The organism is Paraconexibacter sp. AEG42_29, assembly GCF_040581415.1.
In the GTDB taxonomy this organism is placed as follows: Bacteria; Actinomycetota; Thermoleophilia; order Solirubrobacterales; family Solirubrobacteraceae; genus Paraconexibacter.
This window is the reverse complement of sequence record NZ_CP114014.1, coordinates 4,602,216-4,625,149: the sequence shown is the minus strand read 5'-3', so window position 1 is coordinate 4,625,149 and position 22,934 is coordinate 4,602,216. Positions and strand designations below refer to the sequence as shown.

Genomic DNA, 22,934 nt, shown 5'->3' with positions numbered 1-22,934 from the left:
TGCGCTCGGGGGCGGTAGCGTCCCCGCCGATGAGTCCCTTCGACGACCCCGCCACGCTCGACCGCTTTGCCGACCTGGTCATCGCGTTTGCGGTCAACCTGCAGCACGATCAGGTCCTTGCGATCGGGTCCGAGATCGGCAAGGAGGACCTCACCCGGGCCCTCGCCGCGAGCGGATACCGCCACGGTGCCCGGTTCGTCGACGTCGCCTACTTCGACCTGCACGTGAAGCGCGCGCGGATGCAGTTCGCGCGGGAGGAGACGCTGTCGTTCGTCCCCTCCTGGCTCGGCGAGCGGGTGCTCGAGCTCGGCAACCAGCGGTGCGCGCGGATCGGCCTGACCGGCCCCGCGCACCCGGGACTGCTCGAGGGCCTCGACCAGGCACGCCTCAGCCGCGACCAGCTCCCTGCGCTGAAGGAGGGCGGCCAGGTGGTCAACGACCGCACCACGAACTGGACGGCGATCCCGTGCCCGACGCGGGCCTGGGCGCAGCTCGTGCACCCGGACCTCGAGCCCGACGAGGCGTGGACGCGCCTCGGCGAGCAGATCCTGCACATCTGCCGGCTCGACGAGGAGGACCCGATCGCGGCGTGGAAGGAGCGCCAGGCGACCCTGATCGGCGCCGCCGCCCGCCTGACCGATCAGCACCTGGACGCGCTGCACTTCCGCGGGGAGGGGACGGACCTGAAGGTCGGGCTGCTGCCGACGTCGCGCTGGATGGCGGCCACGTTCGAGACGGTCGACGGCATCGTCCACATGCCGAACCTGCCGTCCGAGGAGGTCTTCACCGCCCCCGACCCCGAGCGCGTCGACGGCGTCGTGCGCTCGACGAAGCCGCTGGTCGTCGGCGGGTCGATCGTGCGCGGGCTCGAGGTCGAGTTCCGCGAGGGGCGGGCCGTCCGCATCGACGCCGACGAGAACGCGGACGTCGTCCGCGGCTACGCCGGCCGCGACGCGGGGTCGGCGCGCCTCGGCGAGGTGGCGCTGGTCGATGGCGACGGACGCATCGGCGCGCTCGACACCGTCTTCTTCGACACCCTGCTGGACGAGAACGCCGCCAGCCACATCGCGCTCGGCGAGGCGTACAGCTTCACGGCCGGCGACGAGGACCAGAGCCGGCTGAACCGGTCGATCATCCACGTCGACTTCATGATCGGCGGCCCCGGCGTCGACGTGGACGGCGTGACCCAGGCAGGCGAGACGGTCCCGGTCCTCCACGGCGGGGCGTGGCACGCTTGAGCGCCGAACCGCTCGCCCTGCGCGCTCGGGTCCGGTCGGGCGAACTCGCCCAGGGGGCTCGTGCGCCCACGCCGGGGGTCGTCCCGTGAGTGGGCCGGTCCTGCCCACCGGCGGCGGCGATCCGCACGCCCGGCCCGGGGGTGCGGCGCAGCGACCCCGCGTCGCGCTCGCGCTGGGCGCCGGCGGGGCGCGCGGCTACGCGCACATCGGCGCGCTGCAGGTCCTCCGCGAGCGCGGCTACGAGGTCACGACGATCGCGGGCTCGTCGATGGGCGCCCTCGTCGGCGGCCTGTACGCCGCCGGCGCGCTCGATGAGTTCGAGGCCTGGGCGCGCGGGCTCGGTCAGGTCGACGTCCTGCGGCTGCTGAACGTGTCGCTCGTCGGTCCGGGGGCGATCCGGGCGGAGAAGGTCTTCGCGCTCGTCAGCGAGCTGGTCGACGGCGTCCGCATCGAGGAGCTGCCGTTCCCGTACACCGCGGTCGCGACCGACCTGGTCAACGGCCGCGAGGTGTGGTTCCAGCACGGACCGCTCGACGCCGCCATCCGCGCGTCGATCTCGCTGCCCGGGATCTTCGCGCCCGTGATGCTCAACGGGCGGTTGCTGGTCGACGGCGGCCTGATGGACCCGGTGCCGATCGCCCCCACGGCCGCGGTCCCGACCGACCTGACGATCGCCATCTCGCTCGGCGGGAACCCGCACGACCGCGCCGGGGCGTCGGCCACGGGCGAGACCACCGACCTGCGACCGGTCGAGGAGTGGCGCGAGCGGTTCCGGCGCGGCGCCGCCCGGTTCCTCGATGGCGACCTGAACATGAGCCGCCTGGCGACACGCGCCGGCGGGCCAGGCGGTGGGGTCGGGGCAGGGGCAGCCCCCGGCAGCGCCGCCGTCGAGGCCGCCGACGCGGCAGCGGCGAGCGACGCCGGCTTCGAGGCGCTGCCCGCCGGCCTGACCAAGGTCGACGTGATGCAGCAGTCGCTGGAGGCGATGCAGGCGATCATCGCCCGCTACCGGCTGGCCGGCTTCCCGCCCGACGTCCTGATCACGATCCCGCGCGACGCCGCGCGGACGCTGGACTTCCACCGCGCCGCGGCGATGATCGAACTCGGCCGCGAGCGCACGATCGCCGCGCTCGATCAGCACGTGCTCGCCACGGGCGGCGCCGCGCACTGACCGCGGCGGGGCGGCACCCGCGGGCCGACAACCCGGCCCGCGGGCCGGTACCCTGCGTCTCCCGCCGATTGCGGCGGACCCAGGAGAGGTGCCAGAGCGGTTGAATGGGCACGACTGGAAATCGTGTGTGCGTTAACCCGTACCGGGGGTTCGAATCCCCCTCTCTCCGCTGGCCCCGCCCGCCGACGACGTCGGGCTCCGCCTGTCCGAGCATCTCGGGGACGGCCGACCGAGGTGCTGCGGTCGAAGGCGTCGCGCGCCTCCGGGCGCGAGATCGCCCGCGGTCACTGGCAATGTGAAACTGGCCCGCCAGCCAATAGTTTGCTTTCCGGGTCATCGAGTAGCGGCTGGAGTATTGTTCGCCGCTGGCCCACCCGGAACCGCGCGTTGACGCGGTGCCGCGCGGGTCCGCAGGGCAGGGACAGACCGGGCCGCCCGTCGGGGGCGGCACCGGGACCAACTGAGGGCAAGGCACACCGCGTGGATCAGGAGCAACCAGTCGCGCGTTTCGTGCGCTCGGACAAGGTGGTCGCACCTCCCGTGTCCGGGACGGTCGGCTGATGCCGGTCGCCGTCGCCCTCTGGGTCTGGATCCTCTGCGCGTGGGTCGCGGTGTCGCTGTCGGCCGGGCTCGTGCTCTGGGTCGTCTACCTCCGCGCCGTCTGTCGCCGTGCCGTCGCGCGGCGCCGTGCGCAGCAGCGCTGCGCCCGCGCCGGCGGGCCGGACGCCTGCGGCTGCGGGGCACGCCCGCACGACCGCGCCGAGACGCCTGGCGGACCCTGAAAGCTACCCGCTCGCTGGGTGCTGATTGCACGCTGTCGCAGGCGTCAGCGTATCCGCGCGCCGATGCACCAGGAGTTAGCCTGTCGCGATGAGCCCGTCCGCACGGCCCGTGACCGCCCTTGCCGCTGCTGCCGCGGCTGCGCTCGCTGTCGTCGTCGCCGCCGCCGCGCCGGCTGCGGCAGCAACCGCGCCTCCGGCCGGCACGCGCGCGATCCGCGGCACCGTCCCCGCGTATGCCACGCGCGCACCCGACCTCGGCCCGACCGCCGACCTCACCCCGGTCCGCGCGCTGATCGCGCTCCGTCACCGCGACCCGGCCGGCCTGGACCGGCTCATCGCGGCCGTCTCGGACCCGCATTCCCCGCACTACGGCGACTACCTCAGCCCAGCCGAGTTCGAGCAGCGCTTCGCCCCGACCGATGCGTCGGTCGCGGCGGTGGCGAAGGCGGCCCGGGCCGCCGGGCTCACCGTGGCCGCCGCCCCGCGCAACAACGCCTACGTCATGGTCAGCGGCACGGCGGCCCAGGCGCGCGCGCTGTTCGGCACGGCGCTGCGCGACTTCTCCTACGCCGGGTCGCGCGTGCACGCGCCGCGCGCCGCCGTCCGCCTGCCCGCGTCGATCGCGGGCCTGGTCGCCGACGTCAAGGGCCTGGACACCGCGGACGTCGCCGAGCGCCACGCGGACCCGCCGCCGGCGTTCGTCAACGCGCCGCCGTGCTCGGAGTCGTGGGCGTCCACGACGTCCACCGCACCGATACCCGACGGCTTCACCGAGCCGCTGCCGAACGTCCCGTGCGGCTACACCCCGAAGCAGCTGCAGGGCGCCTACGGCATCACGCCCGCGGTCAGGGCCGGCCTCGACGGCACGGGAATCCGCGTCGCGATCATCGACGCGTTCTCGTCCCCGCTCATCCAGGAGGACGTGGCGCAGTGGTCGCGCAACCGCGGTCTGCCCGTCCCCCAGATCGAGATCCACGACAACCTGCTGCAGCGGACCACGCCGCAGGGTCCGTCCCTGCCACCGACCGACACGCCGCTCGACACGCTGTCCCCGATCGGGCTCGGCATCCTCGACCCGCACGGCTGGTCCGGTGAGCAGACGCTCGACATCGAGGCGGTCCACGCGATGGCCCCGGGGGCGACGCTCGTGTATCAGGGCGCGAACACCGCGCTCAACATGGACATCAACGTCGCCCAGAACAACGTGGTCTCGCAGAACCTCGCGCAGATCGTGTCGAACTCCTACGGCGGCACGACCGATGACCTCGATGAGGCGAGCGACAACATCTGGCGGCAGGCCGCTGCGCAGGGGATCGGCGCGTACTTCTCGTCGGGGGACGACGGCGACGAGACGATGGGCACCGGCGACCCGAAGCTCAAGACCGTCGGCGCGGGGGCGAACTCGCCGTTCGTCACGGCGGTCGGCGGGACGACGCTCGCCGTCGGGCCGCAGGACGAGCACCAGTTCGAGACCTACTGGGGCACGTTCACCGCGACGCTGAAGGACGGCGCGTTCGGCACCCCGGTCTTCAACGCCGGTGGTGGCGGCGGCACCAGCCAGTCCTACGCGCTGCCGGCGTACCAGAAGGGCGTCGTCCCGGACGGGTTCGGCAGCTACTGGAAGGGCCGGCCCGAGGCGCTGACCGACGCCAAGATCCCCGGCCGGGTGGTGCCGGACGTCGCGATGGTCGGCGACACCAACTCCGGCTTCCTGATGGGGCAGACCCAGAATCACAGCGCTTACCGGAACCTCGGCGGGAACACGCTGCCGGGGGACGAGACGCGTTACAGCGAGTACCGCATCGGCGGCACGTCGCTGTCGGCGCCGCTGTTCGCCGGCATGATGGCGCTCGCCGACCAAGCGGCGGGCAGGGCGCACGGGTTCGCGAACCCGGCGCTGTACGCGGCCCGCCCGGCCGGGGCGTTCCGCGACATCTCCTCGCCGACGAAGCGGGTCGCGGTGATCCGGACCAACTATGTCAACGCGACGAACGCGGACGGCGGCACCGAGACGGTGCTGCGGACGGCGAACAACCTCGGGTCGCTGAAGTCGGTGCCGGGCTACGACGACTCGACCGGGCTCGGCTCGCCGCTGGGCCTGCCGTTCCTGCGAGCGCTGGCGCCCGGGTCCAAGCTGATCCCGGCGGACCCGGCTGTCGTCCCGGCCTGCACGCCGCCGGCCGCGGTTCGGTTCGCGCTCAGCACGGGCGCGGGCGCCGGTAAGCGCATCGTCAGCCTGCAGGTGCGAGTCGGGCGGGCCCTGGTCGTGAACCGGCGGGGCCGCCGGCTGACCGCGGTCACGGTGAAGCTGCCGAAGGACCGGCCCACGTTCAGCGTCGTGATCCGCACGCGGACGTCGTCCGGCCTGGTCGTCACCAGTACACGCACGTTCACCGAGAGCGGCTGTCGGCGCGGCGCGGTGACGGTGAAGCGCACGACGTCCACGCTGCGCGGGTAGGCGCCCGCGCGGTCCGCGGCGGCGGTGCACGGCCGCCTCGTCGCGATGCGCCTCGACCTGGGTGTCGAAGAACGCAGCTCGGCGCCAGCTCGCCACCGGTGCCCGGCTCTCGCCCGTGGGGTGTGCCGTCAGACCGGCACGAGCCGGACGTTCCCCGGGTCCGCCTCCGGGGCGAGGAAGCGCAGCAGCGCGCCCGCCTCGGCCTCGACGGCGGTGGCCTCAGTCGGGGTGATGCCTGCCGTGCGGACCGTCAGGCCGGCTGCTGTGCGGTCGCGGTGCGGCAGCCACGAGCCGCGGATGACGCCATCGACCAGGACGGCGCCGGGGGCGGTGTCGGGCGGGACGCCGGCGAACGCCGCCCCCGGCGGGACCGTGCCGTGGAAGCGGCTGCGGTCGGCGTGGCCCAGCAGAAGGTTGTCGTAGTCGTAGAGCAGCCGGACGGGGGCCGGGACGCCGGGCTCGGGACGTGGTGCGTCGGGAAGGTCGAAGAGCTCGCGCCCGTCCTCGGCGGTGAAGGTGACCAGGCGGTCGCGCAGGCCGTCGGCCACGGCCTGCATGCGCGTCAGCCCGCACCATGCCTGGGCGTCCTTCGCGCTCGCGGGCCCGAACGCCGCCAGGTAGCGGAGGAACAGGTCGGCGACCGTCCCCGCTCGAGGCGCCGTCGACCCGCCGAGCCAGGCCTCGAGCGTGGTGTGCCGCGCCTGTCCGCTGCGGCCCCAGACGCCCCGCGGCGGGAGCTGCACGAGCGGCAGGCGGGCGCGGGCGACCTGCGCGAGGGCGTTCCCGTCGCGGCCGGGCCAGTCCTCCTGCAGGCGCCGGCCCAGCGCCGCCCACTGGAGCGGCTCCGCCTCCAGGATCGCGCCCGCGGCGGCCGCGACGGCGGGCTGATCGAGGCCATCGAGGTGGCGGGCGAAGCTGCTCAGCGTCCGGGCCAGGACGGGGTCGAGCAGGGGCCGGATCCAGCGGGCGTCGTGCGCGGTGACGAGGTGGATGGTCGAGCGCTGCAGGCCGATGCGCACCAGCGCCCGGTCGGTCAGGAGCTGACCGGCGGCCTCAGGGTCGAACGGCTCCAGGCGGCACCACAGACCCGCGTACCAGGTGTGGGTGGTCTGGGCCTGGAGTCCGCCGAGGTGCTCGACGACGTCGGCGACCGGCCGGTCCACCCGCTCGAGCAGCAACTGGCGTGCGAGCGTCGCGCGGTTCAGGGCGCGCCGGCTCAGGACCGGGGCGGTCACCGGGTCAGCCCGCCTTCTCCTGCCGGCCGGAGATCAGCAGGCCGACCAGGCGGGAGACGACCATCGCGACGTAGGCGAGCCCGGCGAGCTGCTCGAGCATCACGAGCGACCGCGCGAACGGCCGGACGGGGACGACGTCGCTGAGGCCGGTGCTCGACAGCGTGGTGAAGCTCAGGAACAGCAGCTCCATCCAGCTGCGGTCGTCGGCCGGGTCGACCGCGGCGATGAAGCTGCCCGGGTCGATCGCCTGGCACACCGTGTAGGTGTAGGCGAACGCCCACGCGACGAGGGTGAACGTCGCGCCGACGGCGAACAGCTCGTCCCGCGTGATGACGTGGTCGGCGAGCATGTACGCGATCAGCGCGCCGGCTGCGTAGAAGTAGAGGGCGGCCTCGATCGCCGACGAGTACGGCAACAGCGCGTCGTCCGCCGTGACCGCCTGGATCACCAGCAGCACGGTCGCCGGGACCGCCAGCGCCACGCCGATCCAGGTCTTCGCGGGCAGGTCGCGGACCGCGAGCATCACGAGGCCGAGGATCGCGATGCCGAACAGGCTGAACAGCGCGCGGCCGACGTCGCTGTCCTCCATGAAGGGGTAGGCGAGCACCGCGACCAGCTGCGCGGCGAGCAGGATGGCCGACGGCTCGCGGTGCGCGTCGCGAAACACCGTGGGGACCGTACCGGCGGGGCCGGTCAGGTCGGCGGGGTCGGCGGCGGTCGAGGCCGCGGCGCCGGTGTCGGTGGGCGGTCGGGTCCGCGAGGCCTGCGCCGGCCGTGGCGGTCAGGCCTGCGGCGTGGGCGGGCGGGCCGGCGACTCCGGCGATGTTCGGCGGGTGAGCGACGCGACCGCGTCGGCCGCGTCGACCACGTCGTGCAGCCGGGCGACGCTGCGCCCGGCGTAGAGCGGGGCGACGCCGAGCGTCCGGTCCGGCATGCCCTCGAGCGCGGGGCCGGCGGTGAAGACCGGCACGGCCGCGTGCTGCAGCCGTGGGTACAGCGCCATCAGCCGCAGCGGCAGCAGGCCGCCGAGGCGGGCGGTCCGCCGGTTGACGGCGCCGATCGCCCGCGGACCCTCGCCCCAGCGCTCGGTCGCGGCGTTCACCAGCACGCGGTGGCGCATGGGCCAGCCGAAGCCGAAGAGCGTGGTGTCGACCGTGTCCGTCCCGGCGACCAGCGCGCGCTTGTACCCCGGGTGCGCGGCGCACTCGGTGGTGAGCACGAAGCGCGTGCCGGCGACGACGGCTTCGGCCCCGGCGGCGAGCAGGCGCCGGACGTCCGCGGCATCGGCGACGCCGCCCGCCGCCCAGACGGGGACGGGGCCCGCCACCTTCAGGACCGCGGCCAGCGTCTCGTCGGTGTCGGCGACGCCGACGAGATGGCCGCCCGCGTCACCGCCCTGCGCGACCAGCCCGGACACGCCGTCGGCGATTGCCTGCTGCGCCTCCGTCGCCGTGCCGACGGTCTGCAGCACCTCGATGCCGGCGTCGCGAAGCGCGCGGACGGCGCCGGGGGCGCGGCCGGCGTGCAGGACGACCACGGCGACGCCGGCGCCGACGCAGGCCTCGACGTGGCTGCGCTTCGTGAACGGGACCAGCAGGTTGGCAGCGACAGGCTTTCCCGCGCCGGCACGTTCGCCGGCTTCGGCGAGGGCCGCGATGAAGGCGCGCGGCTCCATGATCCCGACCGTGCCGAGAGCGCCGGCCGCCGAGACCGCGCCGGCCAGGCGCGCGCCGGCGATGCCGCCGCCCATGCCGGCCTGGACGACGGGATGCTCGAGCGCGATCCGCTCCACGATGCCCATGCCCCAGCCTACGCCGAGACACGGGTGACCCGTCGTCCTCGCCTGCGCCTGAGCCCTGCCGGGCGTGGGGCGTGGACCCCGCGCCGCGCTCGATGTGCCACCACACGCCGCGGGCGCACGTCATGGCACATCCAGCGCACCGGACCAGCGGTGAAGGGGCAGGGGTCGGGGTCGGGGTCCTGACCGGTCCGGCGTGCGGGCTGTCCGGTGGCGTCTCTACCTTCGATGCATGAGCTGGTCCGCCCGCCGCCTGGCTGCGTTCGACCTCGAGACCACCGGCCTCGAGCCGGCGAGCGATCGGATCGTCACCGCGGCGGTGAGCCTCGTCGGCGATGGGCTGCCGACCGAGCACCGCAGCTGGCTCGTGGATCCCGGCGTCGACATCCCGCCCGACGCCACCGCGGTCCACGGCATCACGACCGCGGCCGCGCGCACCGGGGGCATGGCACCGGCCCGCGCGATCGACGCGATCGCCGGGCTGCTCGCTGCGCAGGTCAGCGCGGGGGTGCCGATCGTGGCGTTCAACGCGCGGTTCGACCTGACGCTCCTGGACCGCGAGGCCCGGCGACACGGCGTGCGGTCGCTGGCCGAACGCGTGGGCGGTCCCGATCAGCTGGTCGTGATCGACCCGTCGGTCCTCGACCGCCACCACGACACCACGCGCATCGGTCCGCGCTCACTGGCGGCGGTCTGCGCGCACTACGGGGTGGAGCTCGCAACCCCCCACGCGGCCGCGGCAGATGCCCTCGCGGCGGCGCGGGTTGCCGTGCGTGTGGCCGAGCGGTTCCCCGCCGTCGCGGGTGCGGACCTGCGGGTCCTGCACCGCCGGCAGGTGACCTGGGCGGCCGAGCAGGCCGCCGCGCTGGAAGCGGCGCACCGGGCCGAGGGGATCCTCGACCCCATTCCAAGGGCTTGGCCGATCGTGCCCGACGCGGTGACCCCCGCGTTAGCCGCCTGAGGTCCGCAGCGCCGCCTGCGACAGCGCCGGCGGGACCCGGACCCGGACCCCGGGCGTCCGGCGGATGCTGGGGCGCCCATGGGCGGGTGGAGCACCGCCACCGGTCGCGGCACCGGATGCCGCCGCGTCCCGCCTCGGTTCGGGTGGGGGACCCGGCGGTCGGTGGAATCGGCGGGCCTGCCCCGCACCATCCTCCGCGAGCCCGGTTCCGCCGCGGAGGACGTCGCCCCTGGCCACCCGCCCGCAGGCGGGTGAGTGGCGATCCACGCGCCCGGGAGCCGTGCGATCCACCAGCCATCGCCCGACGCGCGGTGAATGACGATCCACCAGGCTGCCAGCCGTGCGATCCGCCAGTCATCGCCCGACGCGCGGTGCATGACGATCCACCAGGCTGCCAGCCGTGCGATTCACCATCCACCCGCCCCTCCGCGGTGAATGGCGATCCACGCGCCCGGGAGCCGTGCGATCCACCATCCACCTGCCCCGCCGCAGTGAATGGCGATTCACCAGGCTGCCAACCGTGCGATCCACCAGCCACCGCGATCAACCCCGTCGAGCTCGTCCCGCCGCAATCCGATGCCCGCAGCGCCGCTCACCGTCACTGCGGGCATCGCGTCTCCGGCGACCGCCGCCACGGCTCCGCGCCCAAGGCTGCCGCGGCCGATCCAGCCCCCGCCGTCTCCAGCCTGCCGTTCCAGACCCCGCGCGACCATGCGGTGCTCGGCGTCAGCGCCACGAAGGCTTCGAGCACGAGCTCGGAGCGCACGTCGCGTCCGACCTCGACTCCGCCACCTGGGCGCGTGCGATCGCGCTCAGGGCGCCACGGGGCGGACCGCGTGGAGCGTGATCGTGCGGGTCGGGAGGCGCGTCCGGCGACCTTCGACGTCGGTCAACGTGGTGGAGAGGGTGAACCGGCCCGGGTCTCGTGCCCTGGCCAGTGCCCGCGCTGCGGCCGGCGGCGGTTTCAGCGCGAGACGGACGTGACCGGCGCTCGTGCGCCCGGCGGTGGCCGTCGCCAGCACCGGCGTGCCGCGGCTCAGCCCGAGCGTGCGCACGGTCTTCGGCGTGGCCGCGAGGGTCACGGTCACGGCGGCGGCACCGGCCGTGCCGACGGTGACCGGCAGGCCGAACTGCCGCAGGTTGCGCAGGATCCGCGGCGTGACCGCGAGTCCGCCCGACGGACCGACGACGGGACGCAGGTCCGCGAACAGCGCCAGGTGATCGGACGCGGGCACGCCGGCGGCCGTCGTGTCCACCCGTCCGGCGCCCCGCCGGGCCCGTGTCCCGCTGTGCCAGACGTAGTCCGCACGCAGCAGCGGGGCACCGAACGCGCCGCCGGAGGGAAACGTCGGTGCGCACCCGGACGTGTCGCCGCACGGCAGGCCCGGCAGCGCCCCCGCGGCGTCCAGGAAGCCGCGCGCGGCGAGCCGGGGCGCCAGGCCCGCCCGGTCCGGCTGCACGTTGTCGTCCCCGAGCAGGACGGCAGGCACGGTCAGCTCGGCCGCCCGCCTCACCAGCCGCCGAAGCTGCGCGGGCGCGGTGGCATCGACACCGACGTGCACGTTGGCCACGTGGACGCCGCCCGGATTCAGGACGCCGGTCTGCAGGACACGGCACTCGGGCAGCCTGGCCTGGGCGACCGTGCGCGCGTCGGCCTTGCAGCTCCCGGGGTCGACGAGCGGGGTGACGACGCGTTCATCCAAAGTCAGCGGCGGGCGCACGAGCAGCGCGTTGCCGTAGTCGCACCGGCCCGCGGCGCCGGGCCGGTCGTCGGCGAAGCCCGTGATGGCCGAGACGTGCCAGACCGCGTACCCGAGCGTCCCGGCGAGCGCGGTCGCCTGCCAGCCGCAGACCTCCTGCAGGCCGACCACGTCCGGACGGGTCCGCCGGATCACGGTGGCCACGGCGGCCGGGTCGAACGGCAGCCCGGCCTTGACGCGGGCGTTCGTCGGACTGCCGGCGATGTTCCAGGACACGACGCGGACCGCCGCGGACGCGGCGGCCGGTGCAGCGAACGAACCGGCGAGCAACGCCACCAGCGTGGCGACGGCACGCCGGCCGCGGGACGGGAAGGCGACGGGCAAGACGGACGCATTAACCGCACTCGACCCGCGAAGGTTGCGCCGGACCCGCCGCGGACGGACGACGACGCCGCGCCGCCGTTAGGCTCGCGGGCATGGCTCGTATTCCTGGACTTGACCAGCTCGCGTCCGCCGCGGCGAAGCCGATCGGCGCCTTCGGCAACATCGCGAGCCGGCCCGCCGTGCTGCGGCCGCTCGACGTCCTGCGCGGAGCGGGCTCGCTCGAGAAGGCGGTCACCGGCAAGGTCATCGTCATCACCGGCGCGTCGTCCGGCATCGGCGAGGAGACCGCCCTCCAGATCGGCGCGGCCGGCGGGACCGTCGTCCTGATCGCGCGCGGCAAGGAGAACCTCGACCTCGTCGCAGGCAGGATCCGCGCGGCCGGTGGCATCGCCGACCCGCGTCCGTGCGACCTGTCTGACTTCGACGCGATCGATCGCGTCGCGGGGGAGATCCTCGCCGAGCACGGGGCGGTCGACGTGCTCATCAACAACGCCGGCCGGTCGATCCGCCGTTCCGTCGCGCTGTCGTACGACCGCTTCCACGACTACGAGCGCACCATGCAGCTCAACTACTTCGCCGCGGTCCGGCTGATCCTGCGGGTCCTTCCCGGGATGCGCGAGCGCGGCAGCGGCCAGATCATCAACATCTCCTCCTACGGCGTGCAGACGAAGGTGCCGCGGTTCGGCGCGTACATCGCGTCCAAGGCGGCGCTCGACACGCTGTGCGACTCGCTCCAGGCCGAGGTCCACGACGAGGGCGTCCGGTTCACGACCATCCACATGCCGCTCGTGCGCACGCCGATGATCGCGCCGACGAAGCTCTACGACCGCTTCCCCGCGCTCACGCCGGAGGACGCCGGGCACCTCGTCGCCCAGGCGATCGTGCACCGCTCGCGCCGCCTCGGCCCGCCCTTCGGCAGCCTCGCCGGCCTCGCCGACTCCTTCAGCCCCTCGATCATGGACGAGATCCGCAACCGCGGGTTCAAGATGTTCCCGGACTCGATCGCCGCCAAGGCCGGAACGGCGCCGGCCGAGCCCACGGCCGAGGAGGCGACCGCCGCGCAGGAGGCGTTCGCCAAGCTGACCCGCGGGACGCACTGGTAGCCCGCAGCCGCGCGACGGCGAGTGGTACGGTGGCGTAACAATGCGCTGCCGCGGACTCCTCACCACAGCCGTCGCCGTGCTGCTTGCCGGCGCACCGGCCACCGCGACCGCGACCGCCGCCGCCCCCGGGACCCCGCTCACCGTCCCGCCGGCGAAGCTCGCCGCCGCGCTGACGTGCAGCCCGGGGGTCGACCGGGCCGCCGTCGACCCGGTCCTGCTCGTCCCGGCCTTCTCGACCGCCCGCGAGTCCTACGGCGGCGGGTACCTGGACCTGCTGCCGAAGCAGGGCATCCCGACCTGCTCGGTGACCCTGGAGGACCGCGGCTTCGGCGACCTGCAGACAGCGACCGAGTACGCCGTCCACGCGATCCGGGAGGTCGCCGCGCGCAGCGGACGGAAGGTCCGCGTCCTCGGCCACCAGCACGGAGCCGTCGACCTGCTCCTGGCCCTGCGCTTCTGGCCGGACCTCCCGGCGCTCGTGTCCGACTACGTGTCCCTGGCGACACCGCACCAGGGGACGCGGTTCGCCGCGGACGTGTGCAGCGCCGCGACGGCGTGCGCCCCGTCCGTCCACCAGATCGCCCGCGGCTCCGCGCTGCTGGCCGCGATGGTCCGCGAGCCGCCGCCCGCGGGGCCGGACTACACGTCGATCGCGACCGCCTACGACGAGGTCATCACGCCTCAGCCGCAGGCCAGCCGGATGGCGGGGGCCCGCAACATCACGCTGCAGGACGTCTGCCCCCGCCGTCCCGTCGAGCACTTCACGATCCTGTCCGACGCCCTCACGCGCCGGCTCGTCCTCGACGCCTTCACCCACCCCGGGCCCGCGGATCCTGCCCGCCTCCTGAACCCGTGCGTCGACCCGCCGCAGGACGCCGGTGGCGGCTTCGGTCTGGAGAACCTGTCGTTCGTGCCGAACTTCGTGCTGCTGAACATCACGCAGGCGACGGGGGACGAGCCCGCTCTGCGCTGCCCCTTCGCGGCCGGTTGCCCGGTCGCCACGGTCCCGAAGCCGGCCGCGGGCCAGACGTGCCGTAGCCGCCGTCGCTTCACGGTGACGGTGCCGCGCGGCGTCACCCGCCTGCGCGCCGTCCTCAACGGGCGGGCGCTGCGCCCGCGCGGACGCAGCGTGACCGTCGACCTGCGTGGCCGGCGCGCGGGGACCGTCACCCTGCGGTTGAGCGGACGCACCGCCGGCGGCCGCGCGTACCGCAGCGTGCGCCGGTACCGGGCCTGCGGCACGTGACCCGTCGAGCGTTTCTGGAAGGGCAGGGGCACTAACGTCCTGGGCGTGCACGACGAGACGACGCTGAACAGGACCATCGCGCTGGACGGGACGGTCAACACCCGCGACGTCGGCGGGCTCCCGCTCGCCGGGGGCGGTCAGGTCGCGACCGGGGTCCTGCTGCGGTCCGACAACCTGCAGGATCTGTCGCCGGACGACGTGGAGTCCCTCGTCGTCGGCCACGGCGTCCGGACCGTGGTCGACCTGCGGACCGAGTTCGAGCTGCGCTCCGAAGGCCCCGGACCGCTCAACGACGAGCCGCGGGTCAGCGTCGAGCACCACTCGCTGTACCCGGCCACCGGAGGCGGCACGGACCTCGACCTCGACGACGCGACGATCAAGCCGTGGGGGGACGGGCAGGGCGCCGACCTGCCGGACGAGACGCCGACGGTCCGTGCCTACCTCGGCTACCTCGAGCGGCGGCCCGACTCGATCGCGGCCGCGCTGCGCGCCATCACGACCACGGACGGCGCGGTCCTGGTGCACTGCGCCGCCGGGAAGGACCGCACGGGCATGGTCGTCGCGCTGGCGCTCGCCGTCACCGGCGTCCCCGTCGAGGCGATCGCCGCCGACTACGTGGAGACCGGCGAGAACATCGCGGAGATCGTCGGACGCCTCGCGGGGAGCCCGACGTACGCCCGCGAGATGCACATGGACCAGGTCGACAAGCACCGGCCCCCCGCCGGGACGATGGAGCGGCTGTTCGAGCTCCTCGACGAGCAGCACGGCGGCTTCGAGGCCTGGCTGCGGGGGGCAGGGCTGTCCGACGAGGAACTCGCCGCGATCCGCTCGCGGCTGAGCGGCGCCTGAGCCCGGAGCGGCCACCTGCCAGGATGGGGCCATGACCGCTGCCCCCATCTGCTTCGTCACCGGCGGGACCGGCTTCCTCGGCCGCCACGTCATCGCCGAACTCCTGGAGCGCGGCGCGACCGTCCACGCCCTCGTGCGACCACAGTCGGCGCGGCGCCTGGCGAAGATCGCCGAGCAGCTCGGCGTCGACCCGGACCGCCTGGTTCCGGTGGCGGGCGACATCGAGCGGGAGGGGCTCACCATCGAGCCGTACGAGGGCCGGCCGGACCACCTGTTCCACCTTGCCGCCATCTACGACATGGACGCCGACCCCGACGAGATGGCCGAGGCGAACGTCGAAGGGACGCGGCGCGTGCTCGCGTTCGCAGAGGTCCACGACGCCGGGACGTTCCACATGGTCTCGTCCGTCGCCGCCGCAGGGGACCTGGAGGGGACGTTCCCGGAGACCGACCCGCGGCACGGCCAGCGCTTCCCGCACGCCTACCACCGCTCGAAGTTCGACTCCGAGATCCTGGTGCGCGACCACGCCGCGATGCCGTTCCGGATCTACCGTCCCGGCGCGGTGGTGGGGACGACGGACACCGGTGCGACGGACAAGCTCGACGGGGTCTACGCGCTCTTCCCGCTCGCTGCGGCGCTGCGTGCGCTCCCGGCCTACACGATCGTCCCCGTGCCGGAGATGGGCCGGCTGCCGACGGTCCCGGTCGACCGCTGCGCGCAGGCCATCGCGGAGATCGGGCTGGCCGCCGAGACGGACGAGGGCGCCCACGGCGACACGTTCGGCCTCTACGCGACCGAGGACGAGCGCGTCCACGATGTCCTCGCCGCCCTGTCCGCCCACGTCGGCGGCCCGAAGATCGTGCCCGCGCTGCCCGAGGCCACGGGGACCGCCGGCTTCTGGGTGGGCCAGGCCCTCGGCCGCCTGCCGGTGATCGGCGGCGCCCGGGACCGCGCGCTGAACGCGATCGGCGTGCCTGCCGGCCTGGTCGACGCGGCCCCGTTCCGCTGCCGCTTCGAGACGACCCGCACCCGCGCGGCCCTGGCCGGCACCGGCATCGTGATCCCGGCGTTCGCCGACTACGTTCCCGCCCTGTGGGACGGCTGGAAGCGCGTCAAGCGCGCTCAGCGCTGAGGATCGGGCAGGGCCTTCAGACGGAGGTCAGGCCGGGCGGGCCGGAGCCGCGCCGGTCGTCCAGCGGGATCGCGAGCACGATCTGGTTGCGCGCGACGATCACGAACTCGTGCATCTCGGGCGTCTGCGGCGCGTCGTGGGGGATGAGCGTGACGTCGGTCAGGGACACGAAGTCCCGCTCGGTCGCGTTGAGCACGTCGGAGACGCGGGACCGGTACCCGTCACGGGCGAGGGTGAGCGTCCCCTCGATCCGGTGGCGCGCGGTCTCGATCTGGACGCGTTCGTGTCGGTGCTGTTCCATGGCCTGCATCATGGCCCTCTTCGGCCAAGGCCCGGCTTTTCTGTAGAGGCGGACGACGCCGGGTGGACGGACGTCGTCGCCGCCGGCGGGCTGGCTGCCCGGCCGTGACCTCAGGCGGGGCCGGGCTCCGCGCCTTCGCCGCCCTCTTCGCCGAGCGTGTCGATCATCGAAACCGCGGTGATCTGCGCGGGGGTGCCGGCGACCTGGTCGTCGCCGAGCTGCTGCAGCTCGGGGTGGAACGCCACGTGCACGTTGATCTCCTCCTCGCCAGAGTCCTCGAGCACGATGACCGCGCGGCCGGGGCCGCCCTCGTTAATGGCCGGGCCGATCTCCGGGTTCGTCACCGTCGCGCGGACCGCCACCAGGACGTCGATCGCGAGGGCGCGCCAGTGACCGGCGGCCTCCTGCTGCTCGGCGGGGGTCATGTCCTGCAGGTGATGGGCGTTGCGGTTCGCCAGGGCTGACACGGCCGCGTTCAGCGCGTTCTCGCTCAGCAGGTCGTCGGCATCGTAGGTGCTCACGACCTGCAGTCTGACGGGCGCGGCCCGGGCATGTGGCCTGGCGCAGGCACAGGGGCTCGCGGCAGGCGCAGCGGCCAGTGGCGGATCGCGCGGCTCGGAGCCGGGTGGATCGTCATTCACAGCTAAGCGCGGCGGCCCGCACGGGGTGTGGCAGTGTCGGATGTCGAAAAACGACACCTGGCGCTGCCACTCGCTGCCAGTAGCAAAACCACAGCCCACACCGGGATGGTGGGCCGACGGTCGTGGCGCGGAGCGGCGTCCGGCGCCGAGCGGGAGGGCTCGCTTCTTCCGCGTGCCCCGGCGCCCCAGCCGCGGAGGGCCATGACCGATCGCCCACCACCCCGGCGAAGACACCCCTCAATCCTTGAACGGGTCCACCGTGTCCGACGGCGCCATCGCGACCCCGATCGGCCGCAGGCGGTGCAGGACCTCGATCGTGTCCGCGTGCGCCGCCAGGACCGTGTCCAGACGCTTGTAGGCGTCCGGTGCCTCGTCGGCCGCGCCGCCGCGCAGCTCGATCCCGCGCCCGGACAGCTCGGCCTGGACCGCGTCGAAGTCGATGCGGCCCTCCTTCACGCGGCCGCGGCGCTTGAGCATCGTCCCGTCCGGGTGGTCCGGGCAGAGCGTGAACGGCGCCTTCGCCGCCGTGATGCCCGCCCGCTCGCGGTCGTGGCGGTACTGCGCCCACGACACCCAGAACGTGCAGTTGCGATCGTTGCACTCCGCCCGCGTCCCCATCCGGCCCGCGGCCTGCGTCCGCGACATGACGCGGCCGGCGCCATGGACGGTGCTGTGGAGCAGCTCGGCCGAGGCCGGCGCGTCGAGGCCGCGCAGGATGACCGAGTCCTCGCCCATCGTGGCGCCGACGAACGCTCGAACCCCGGGAAATTGCCCGGTCGCGTCACTCCTGGGGATAGCCGGAGCGTCCTACGCGACGGCGTAAGGGGCGAAGCCCCTTGGGTGGTTGTGGACCTCGAAGGTGGACTCCGTGCCGAGGATCTCCAGGACCTTGTCGACGACGACGTCACGCCCCGCGTACGCGTAGGCGCCTGCCAGCTCCATCGCCGCGATGTAGGACTGCCCGAGCTCCGACTCGACGTGCAGCAGCGTCGGCGGCGCGTCCATCTCCCCGTCGGGTGCGCGATCGCCGAACTCCCCGCCGCCGGCGAGCGAGAGGAAGCCTGAGGCCGTCTTGTGGCCGAACCCGCGCGAGCCGAAGTGCACGCCGACCCACACGTGGCCGTCGTCCCCCGCGAACAGGTCGACGTAGTGATTGCCCGCACCGACCGTCCCGAGCTGGTTGCGCGCGCTCTGGAAGAGCCTGCGCTGCGGGTGGAAGTCGGCCTTGAAGATCGCGTCGAGGACCGGGTGGTCGACCGGCTCGTCGTTCTTGCGCCCGACCCCGAAGGAGATGCGCTCGAACACCTCGTCCATGATGCGCGGCAGCTCCGCGATGACGTCGTCCGTCCGCAGCGCGGTCCGGACGGCCTTATTGCCGCAGTTGTGGACGCAGACCCCGTCCGCGACGAACCCCGCGGCCGCGTCGCCCGTGACCACGTCGTACACGTCGCGCGTGCCCGCGTCCGCGAGCCCGACCACGGGCACCCAGACGACTTCACCGCAATGGTCGGGGGTCAGGACGGACACGCTGCGCGGTATTCCCCGGCCGTCGAGGCCATGGTGGACGAGCGACCGCGGGACGGTGTACTCGGTGGCGACCGCGCCCACGAGGTCGCGCACGCGGACGTTCGGCACCCGGGAACGCAGCGTGTGGGCAGCTGCGATCGCCGCGCGACGATGCGCACGTTCAGCCTCGCGCTGCCAGGCGACCGACGTCACCGCGGCGACCGTGACCCGCTTCTCCGCGGCGTGGCAGAAGCCGACCTCGCAGAAGAACCGCAGCTGCGCGTCCGTGCCGCCGAGGACCTGGATGACCCAGGTCGTGACGGCGCCGCGGACCGGTCCGCTGACGGTCACGGACGCGTCGAACCCGAGCGACCCGAGCAGCCGAACCACGAAGTCGATCGCGTGACGGGTCGTGCCCGCCTGCTTGATGGCGACGTTCGCGATCCCGCCCTGACGCAGGGCAGCGGTCGTCGCCTCGGCGCTGGCGAAGCCGGAGAGGACGAGCGCGCGCTGCCACGGCTCGAGGTCCAGAACCCAGCCGAGCGGGTTCGCGGGCCAGCCGTCGACCTTGCGGCCGACCGGGCAGCCCATCGCCGCGAGCAGCGCGTGAAGGTCGACGGACGAGCACCGCACGCAGTGCTCGTCGCGCCGGCGGGCGCCCCGCTCGCGGACGTGGATCGACGCGCGGAAGCCGACGCGCTCGAGATCGGCGGCGATCGCGGCGGCGTCGGCCGGGACCACCGTGTACCAGGACACGGCCTTCCCGTTGCGGGCCAGGTGACCGTCACCGATGAGCGTGCCGAACAGCCGCAGCAGCGCGGGCAGGCGTGTGTCGGCGGCGCGCAGCGGCCAGAGCCCGCGCGCGGCGAGCGCGTCCGCCCGGGTCGGCGCGTCGATCGCCAGCTCACCGGTCGGAACCGTGTGGGGGAGGCCGGCGAACGGCAGGCAGGCGACGCTGTCGCCGCGACGCAGGGTGCCGGCCTCGCGCCAGCCCGCCGGGGTGCGGACCTCGTGGTCGGGCGTCGCCGTGAGTCTCGTCCCGTTCGCCAGCATCAGGTCCACGACCGGCTGACGACCGCGCGCGATCGCGCCGTCGCACGGCTCGGCGACACGTACGGCGCGCCCGTCCCAGCACAGCACGGGCGCGGTCGCCGGGACCGCCTCGATCGGCGCGCACCAGCCGTCCCCTTCACTCTCGGGGTTAGCCGGAGCGCCCTACGCGACGGCGTAAGGGGCGGAGCCCCTTGGGTCCGGGTAGGCCACCGCGCCGCCGATCGGCTGCGAGTAGCCCACGTGGCCGTCGGCGCACAGCACGCCGGCCGTCGCGTCGCCCGCCTCGGCGCAGCGACGCAGCTGCTCGACGGCACGGTCGTCCACGTCCCCGCGGACGGTGATCGGGATCTCGGTCTTGCTCATTCTCCGATCGTGCCGGACGCTTGGCACGCCCGTCGATCACGTGGCACCGGGACGCCACGCTCCTGACACCGACATGACACGGACCGCCCACCGGTTCAAGCCCGGCGGCGCGGCTGCGATGCTCCACGGGCACATGGCCAAATCCGCAGCGACCGAGATCGACGCCGGCGGCCGCGCGCTCCGCGTCTCGAGCTTCGACCGCGTGATCTTCCCGGCGACGAGGAGCACGCCCGACATCACCAAGCTCCAGGTGGTCGAGTACTACCTGGCCGTCGAGGACGGCATCATGCGCGCACTGCGCGAACGGCCGACCACGCTCGAGCGCTGGCCGAAGGGCGTCCACGAGGGCATCGTGGTGTCGACCCGCGAGAAGGGCGGCGGCGACGCGTTCTTCCAGAAGCGCGTCCCCCGCGGTGCGCCCGACTACCTGGAGACGGCGACGATCGAGTTTCCGTCCGGCCGCACCGCCGACGAGATCTGCCCGACCGAGATCGCCGTCGTCGGCTGGGCCGCGCAGATGGGGACGATCACCTTCCACCCGTGGCCGGTCCGGCGCGCCGACGTCGACCACCCCGACGAGATGCGCATCGACCTCGACCCGCAGCCGGGCACCGACTTCGACGATGCCGTCCGCGTCGCCGCGGAGGCGCGCAAGCTGCTCGAGGAGCTCGGCTACCGCGGCTTCCCGAAGACCTCCGGCGGCCGCGGGGTCCACATCTACGTCCGCATCGAGCCGAAGTGGACGTTCACCGACGTCCGCCACGCGGTCATCGCGTTCGGCCGCGAGCTCGAGCGACGGATGCCGGACGACGTCACCGTCAAGTGGTGGAAGGAGGAGCGCGGCGAGAAGGTCTTCATCGACTACAACCAGAACGCCCGTGACCGGACGATCGCGTCCGCCTACTCGATCCGCCCGCGGCCGGGTGCGCCGGTGTCGGCGCCCGTCGAGTGGGACGAGCTGCCGTCGGTCCAGCCTGAGCACTTCACGGTGACGACGATGCCCGCGCGGTTCGCCGAGATCGGCGACCGCCAGGCCCAGATCGACGATGTCCAGCACTCGCTGCAGCCGCTGCTCGACATGTACGAGCGCGACGAGACGGGGGACATGCCCTACCCGCCGGACTATCCGAAGATGCCCGGCGAGCCCAAGCGCGTGCAGCCCTCCCGCGCCCGCCCCGACCCGGAGGATGCGGAGGCGAGCGGCGAGGGCTGACGGCGCGGCGCGTCAGTCGGTCGTCCGCGCCCGGTACCGCGCGAGCGTGAGCGGGACGACGATCGCCAGCAGCAGCAGGCACGACCCGACCGCGGACACGACGGGGTGCTGCAGCGTCCACGGCGCGCCGTCCGGCGTTGCGGTCGCGTTGCCGAACAGCGTGCGCACGGCACTGACGACGGTGCTCACCGGGTTGTAGTTCGAGAACGTCTCGAGCGCGGCCGGCAGGCCCTCGGCCGGGACGAACGCGTTGGACAGGAACGTCAGCGGGAAGATCGTCATGAAGATCAGCCCCTGCACGCCGTCTGCGCTGCGGCTGATCAGGCCCAGGAGCGTGCCGATCCAGATCATCGTGATGCTGAAGAGGATGAGCAGGCCGAACCCGCCGGCGACGTGCAGCACGTCCTCGTGCGGGCGCCAGCCCACGAGCAGGCCGCTGCCGGTGAGGATCGTCAGCGCGATCAGCGACGCGCCGACCTCGGAGACGAGGTGGCCGATCAGGTAGGCGGCGCGGGACACCGGCAGCGAACGGAAGCGCTCGATCACGCCTTCCCTCAGATCGGTGGCGATCGCGGTCCCCGGCCCCATCATCCCGAAGGCCAGCGACTGCACCAGGATGCCGCCGATGAGGTACTCGCGGTAGTTGGACCCGGGCACGTCGATCACCCCGCCGAAGACGTAGGCGAACAGCAGCACGAACATGATCGGCTGCAGCGTGACGTCGATCAGCTTCTCGGGGATCTGCCGGATGTGGGCGGCGTTGCGGCGCGCGAAGATGCTCGCGTCGGCGGACAGTGACTGGCTCATGCGGCGATGGCCTCCGGCTTCGAGGTGGTGGTGAGGGAGAGGAAGACGTCGTCCAGGGTGGCTTCGCGCCGGGCGACGTCGACGGCGTCCACGCCGCCGGCGTCGAGCGCGCGCACGATGTCCATCAGGCGCGTCCCGCCGCGGAGCGGCACGGTGACCGTGAGCGCCTCCGCGTCGGTGACCGCCGGCGCGTCGGCGAAGCCGTCGAGGGCACGGGCTGCCGGTGCGAGGTCCGCGACGCCGCTGACCGTCACCTCGGCGCGCTCCCCACCGACCCGGGCCTTCAGGTCGGTCGGCGTGCCGTGGGCGACGACCCGGCCGTGGTCGAGGACCACGATGTCGTCGGCCAGTCGGTCGGCCTCCTCGAGGTACTGGGTGGTGAGGACGATCGTCGTCCCGCCGTCGACCAGCTCGCGCAACAGGGCCCAGAGATCACCGCGGCTGCGCGGGTCCAGGCCCGTGGTGGGCTCGTCGAGGAACAGGACGGCGGGCCGCGCGACGATGCTCGCCGCGAGGTCCAGGCGCCGGCGCATGCCGCCGGAGTACGCCTGCACGAGCTTGTCGGCGGCGTCGACCAGGTCGAGGCGCTCGAGCAGCTCGTCGGCACGGGTCCGCGCGTCGGTCTTCGAGAGCCCGTAGAGCCGACCGACCAGCGTGAGGTTCGCCCGCCCGGTCAGCAGTCCGTCGACGGTGGCCGCCTGGCTGGCGACCCCGATCCGGGACCGCACCTCGCGGCCCTGCGTCTTCACGTCGTAGCCGGCCACGCGGGCCGTGCCGGTCGTGGGCGAGGCGAGCGTGGTCAGGATCTTGATGGCCGTCGTCTTGCCCGCGCCGTTGTGGCCGAGCAGACCCAGGACAGAGCCCGCCGGGACGTGGAGGTCCACGTCCCGGAGCGCCCAGAAGTCGTCGTAGCTTTTGCCGAGGCCCGCCGCCTCGACACCGATTCCGGTGGTTTCGTACATCGTACGAACCACCGTAGTAGTACGGTGTACG

At 73.8% G+C, this 22,934-nt stretch carries 21 protein-coding genes and 1 tRNA gene; 11 read left to right on the top strand and 11 right to left on the bottom strand.

Annotated elements, in window-relative coordinates; translation table 11 throughout:
* Positions 1-29: 29 nt before the first annotated feature.
* From DSM112329_RS22490 to DSM112329_RS22470, 5 genes are all read left to right on the top strand, one after another.
* Entirely contained in the window at positions 30-1,238 is a 1,209-nt protein-coding gene (locus DSM112329_RS22490) for an aminopeptidase (RefSeq protein ID WP_354698791.1), read from the top strand.
* Between the two features lie 85 nt (positions 1,239-1,323).
* Complete coding sequence (locus DSM112329_RS22485; RefSeq protein WP_354698790.1) at positions 1,324-2,409, top strand: patatin-like phospholipase family protein; 1,086 nt, start codon at positions 1,324-1,326, stop codon at positions 2,407-2,409.
* 82 nt (positions 2,410-2,491) lie between these two features.
* Positions 2,492-2,578 (top strand) — tRNA-Ser (locus DSM112329_RS22480).
* Between the two features lie 391 nt (positions 2,579-2,969).
* Entirely contained in the window at positions 2,970-3,191 is a 222-nt protein-coding gene (locus DSM112329_RS22475) for a hypothetical protein (protein ID WP_354698789.1), read from the top strand.
* Positions 3,192-3,279: 88 nt separating this feature from the next.
* A complete protein-coding gene (locus DSM112329_RS22470; protein WP_354698788.1) occupies positions 3,280-5,649 on the top strand; it encodes a S53 family peptidase in 2,370 nt (789 codons plus the stop codon).
* A gap of 128 nt (positions 5,650-5,777) precedes the next feature.
* On the opposite strand, the gene DSM112329_RS22465 is transcribed toward DSM112329_RS22470, so the two are convergent.
* The 3 genes from DSM112329_RS22465 to DSM112329_RS22455 form a co-directional block, all read right to left on the bottom strand.
* Entirely contained in the window at positions 5,778-6,884 is a 1,107-nt protein-coding gene (locus tag DSM112329_RS22465) for a winged helix DNA-binding domain-containing protein (protein ID WP_354698787.1), read from the bottom strand.
* Positions 6,885-6,888: 4 nt separating this feature from the next.
* Positions 6,889-7,551 carry a potassium channel family protein gene (locus DSM112329_RS22460; protein WP_354698786.1) on the bottom strand — a complete coding sequence of 221 codons (663 nt, stop codon included), beginning with the start codon at positions 7,549-7,551 and terminating at the stop codon, positions 6,889-6,891.
* A gap of 114 nt (positions 7,552-7,665) precedes the next feature.
* Positions 7,666-8,685, bottom strand: coding sequence for a nitronate monooxygenase (locus DSM112329_RS22455; RefSeq protein ID WP_354698785.1), 1,020 nt, complete (start codon positions 8,683-8,685; stop codon positions 7,666-7,668).
* A gap of 229 nt (positions 8,686-8,914) precedes the next feature.
* Between DSM112329_RS22455 and DSM112329_RS22450 the strand changes: the two genes are divergently transcribed.
* The gene (locus DSM112329_RS22450; protein ID WP_354698784.1) at positions 8,915-9,643 is read left to right on the top strand and encodes an exonuclease domain-containing protein; all 729 of its coding nucleotides are present in this window, start codon (positions 8,915-8,917) and stop codon (positions 9,641-9,643) included.
* Positions 9,644-10,455: 812 nt separating this feature from the next.
* Here the strand turns inward: DSM112329_RS22450 and DSM112329_RS22445 are convergent.
* Positions 10,456-11,727, bottom strand: coding sequence for an endonuclease/exonuclease/phosphatase family protein (locus tag DSM112329_RS22445; RefSeq protein ID WP_354698783.1), 1,272 nt, complete (start codon positions 11,725-11,727; stop codon positions 10,456-10,458).
* A gap of 92 nt (positions 11,728-11,819) precedes the next feature.
* On the opposite strand from DSM112329_RS22445, the gene DSM112329_RS22440 reads away from it, so the two are divergent.
* From DSM112329_RS22440 to DSM112329_RS22425, 4 genes are read left to right on the top strand one after another with little or no spacing between them, the layout of a single operon-like run.
* Positions 11,820-12,830, top strand: coding sequence for an SDR family NAD(P)-dependent oxidoreductase (locus tag DSM112329_RS22440; protein WP_354698782.1), 1,011 nt, complete (start codon positions 11,820-11,822; stop codon positions 12,828-12,830).
* Positions 12,831-12,870: 40 nt separating this feature from the next.
* Positions 12,871-14,076: a hypothetical protein gene (locus DSM112329_RS22435; RefSeq protein ID WP_354698781.1), complete on the top strand. Its 1,206-nt coding sequence runs from the start codon at positions 12,871-12,873 to the stop codon at positions 14,074-14,076.
* Between the two features lie 45 nt (positions 14,077-14,121).
* Complete coding sequence (locus DSM112329_RS22430; protein ID WP_354698780.1) at positions 14,122-14,925, top strand: tyrosine-protein phosphatase; 804 nt, start codon at positions 14,122-14,124, stop codon at positions 14,923-14,925.
* 31 nt (positions 14,926-14,956) lie between these two features.
* The gene (locus tag DSM112329_RS22425) at positions 14,957-16,057 is read left to right on the top strand and encodes an SDR family oxidoreductase (protein ID WP_354698779.1); all 1,101 of its coding nucleotides are present in this window, start codon (positions 14,957-14,959) and stop codon (positions 16,055-16,057) included.
* Between the two features lie 16 nt (positions 16,058-16,073).
* Here DSM112329_RS22425 and DSM112329_RS22420 read toward each other — a convergent pair whose 3' ends face one another.
* The 5 genes from DSM112329_RS22420 to DSM112329_RS22400 form a co-directional block, all read right to left on the bottom strand.
* A complete protein-coding gene (locus DSM112329_RS22420; protein WP_354698778.1) occupies positions 16,074-16,358 on the bottom strand; it encodes a hypothetical protein in 285 nt (94 codons plus the stop codon).
* A 110-nt stretch (positions 16,359-16,468) separates the two neighbouring features.
* Positions 16,469-16,879: a hypothetical protein gene (locus tag DSM112329_RS22415; protein ID WP_354698777.1), complete on the bottom strand. Its 411-nt coding sequence runs from the start codon at positions 16,877-16,879 to the stop codon at positions 16,469-16,471.
* A 357-nt stretch (positions 16,880-17,236) separates the two neighbouring features.
* A complete protein-coding gene (locus DSM112329_RS22410; protein WP_354702523.1) occupies positions 17,237-17,794 on the bottom strand; it encodes an RtcB family protein in 558 nt (185 codons plus the stop codon).
* Between the two features lie 12 nt (positions 17,795-17,806).
* On the bottom strand, positions 17,807-19,558 hold the full coding sequence (locus tag DSM112329_RS22405) for an RtcB family protein (RefSeq protein WP_354702522.1): 1,752 nt from the start codon (positions 19,556-19,558) through the stop codon (positions 17,807-17,809).
* Between the two features lie 162 nt (positions 19,559-19,720).
* Positions 19,721-19,921 (bottom strand): hypothetical protein, encoded by a 201-nt coding sequence (locus DSM112329_RS22400; protein ID WP_354698776.1) that lies wholly within the window; start codon positions 19,919-19,921, stop codon positions 19,721-19,723.
* Positions 19,922-20,054: 133 nt separating this feature from the next.
* Here DSM112329_RS22400 and ligD point away from each other — a divergent pair, with 133 nt between their 5' ends.
* Positions 20,055-21,134, top strand: a complete 1,080-nt coding sequence (ligD, locus tag DSM112329_RS22395; protein ID WP_354702521.1) for a non-homologous end-joining DNA ligase — start codon at positions 20,055-20,057, stop codon at positions 21,132-21,134.
* Positions 21,135-21,146: 12 nt separating this feature from the next.
* Here ligD and DSM112329_RS22390 read toward each other — a convergent pair whose 3' ends face one another.
* Positions 21,147-21,941 (bottom strand): ABC transporter permease, encoded by a 795-nt coding sequence (locus tag DSM112329_RS22390; RefSeq protein ID WP_354698775.1) that lies wholly within the window; start codon positions 21,939-21,941, stop codon positions 21,147-21,149.
* Complete coding sequence (locus tag DSM112329_RS22385; protein WP_354698774.1) at positions 21,938-22,903, bottom strand: ATP-binding cassette domain-containing protein; 966 nt, start codon at positions 22,901-22,903, stop codon at positions 21,938-21,940. Before DSM112329_RS22385 ends, DSM112329_RS22390 begins: the two co-directional genes overlap by 4 nt.
* Between the last annotated feature and the right edge of the window lie 31 nt (positions 22,904-22,934).